General features: G+C 73.8%; 2 protein-coding genes. One reads left to right on the top strand and one right to left on the bottom strand.

The window, feature by feature from the left end:
- The coding region (locus RKE29_RS29750; protein WP_312008821.1) for a sensor domain-containing protein at positions 1-967 on the bottom strand (967 nt) is incomplete at its 3' end.
- 268 nt (positions 968-1,235) lie between these two features.
- Between RKE29_RS29750 and RKE29_RS29755 the strand changes: the two genes are divergently transcribed.
- The gene (locus RKE29_RS29755; protein WP_312008822.1) at positions 1,236-1,649 is read left to right on the top strand and encodes an NADH-quinone oxidoreductase subunit A; all 414 of its coding nucleotides are present in this window, start codon (positions 1,236-1,238) and stop codon (positions 1,647-1,649) included.
- Positions 1,650-1,690 lie beyond the last annotated feature (41 nt).

Genomic DNA, 1,690 nt, shown 5'->3' on the forward strand with positions numbered 1-1,690 from the left:
TGAAGTAGGCGATGCCCTCAATGGCGGGTGCGGGCCGCTCGGCGAGGTCCACCGACACCCGTACCGGCACGGTGCAGCGCGCGGCCACCGACGACAGGGCGGCGTCCAGGCCGCGGTCGGTCAGCACGGCCGGGTGGATGCCGCGGGCGAGGTCGCGCAGCTCCTGGAGGGCGAGTTTGACCTCGCCGTGGGCCTCGTCCACCATGCGGGCGGCCGCCTGCGGGTCCTCCAGCAGCTTCTCCCTGGCCAGGCCGAGGTCCATGGCGAGGGCGACGAGGCGGGCCTGGGCGCCGTCGTGCAGGTCGCGCTCGATGCGGCGCAGGTCGGCGGCGGCGGTGTCGACCACCGCGCCGCGGTCCGACTCCAGCTCGGCGATGCGCCGCTCCAGCTCGTCCGACGGGCTGAGCAGGGACTGGGCCATGGCCCGGTCCACGTGGGTCAGCCCGCGGGCCACCCACGGCAGCACCGGCCAGCCCACGAACAGGCCGGTCACGGCCACGGTGAAGGTCAGCACGCTCCACGGCAGCCGGATCAGGCAGTACAGCGTGCAGCGCCAGCCGACCGGGTCGCGCAGGCGCGCCCACCACCGCGCGAGCGGGCCGGTGCCCGGCGGGTGCCGCAGCGGGCTCGGCTCGTCGACCGTCACGGACAGCAGCGCGCGGGCCCGCCGCCGCTCGAACCGCCCCAGCGCGCGGCTGCCCAGCAGCCCGAGCACCAGCACCGGGAAGCCGACCACGGTCACGGAGAGCACCACTCCGGCGGCCAGCCACGTCACCGTGAAGACGAAGCAGGCGATCCCGACCGGCAGGTTCGACAGGAGGTGGGCGATCTCCCGCCAGGTCTGGGCGGGGTAGCCGAAGGCGGGCGGGCGGGGCAGGGCCCCGTGATCTCCGTCATGTCGGCCGTGCTGGTCACGGGGGTCGTACCGTGGGTACAGGGCCTGCCCGTCGGCTGAAGTCGCGCTCATACCGCCAGATTGCCGGGCCGGAAACGGCCGCGCCATGGGGTACGGGGCCGGAACGCACTGGGGGATAACCCCACCGGATACCGGCCGGGCGCTCCCCCCGTCACCAGCAGGGCCTACACTTCCCGTCCGTACAGATCGTCGAACGTGCGGAACGTCGGCGAGCGGCAGGTCAGGAGCGAAACGACAGCGGGTCGGCGGCCCGTCGGGACAGACGGGACGGGCCGGGCCCGCCAGGAACAGGACCAGAACAGGGAGCGAGGAACGCCACGTGCCGGAGGCGATCACAGCGCGCGACCCCAGCGTCCCGCTCGCGGCCGACTACTTCCACGACTACTCGGCCGTCGGCGCGCTGGCGGCCGTCGGCGTGCTCTTCGTCGCCGTGGCCTTCGGGGCCGGGCGCCTGCTGCGGCCCGCGGTGCCGACGCCGGAGAAGCTGCTCACCTACGAGTGCGGCGTGGACCCGGTCGGCGAGGGCTGGGCGCACACCCAGATCCGCTACTACGTGTACGCCTTCCTGTACGTGATCTTCGCGGTGGACGCGATCTTCCTGTTCCCGTGGGCGACGGTCTTCGCCGACCCGGGCTTCGGCGCGGCCACGCTGGTGGAGATGTTCGTCTTCCTCGGCTTCCTGGCCGTGGGCCTGCTGTACGCGTGGAAGAAGGGCGTCCTGGAATGGACGTGACCCCGCGCCCGGCCGCCGCCGGGACGCCGCAGCCCGCAGCC

The sequence above is a fragment of the Streptomyces sp. B1866 genome, assembly GCF_031932565.1.
Lineage (GTDB): Bacteria > Actinomycetota > Actinomycetes > Streptomycetales > Streptomycetaceae > Streptomyces.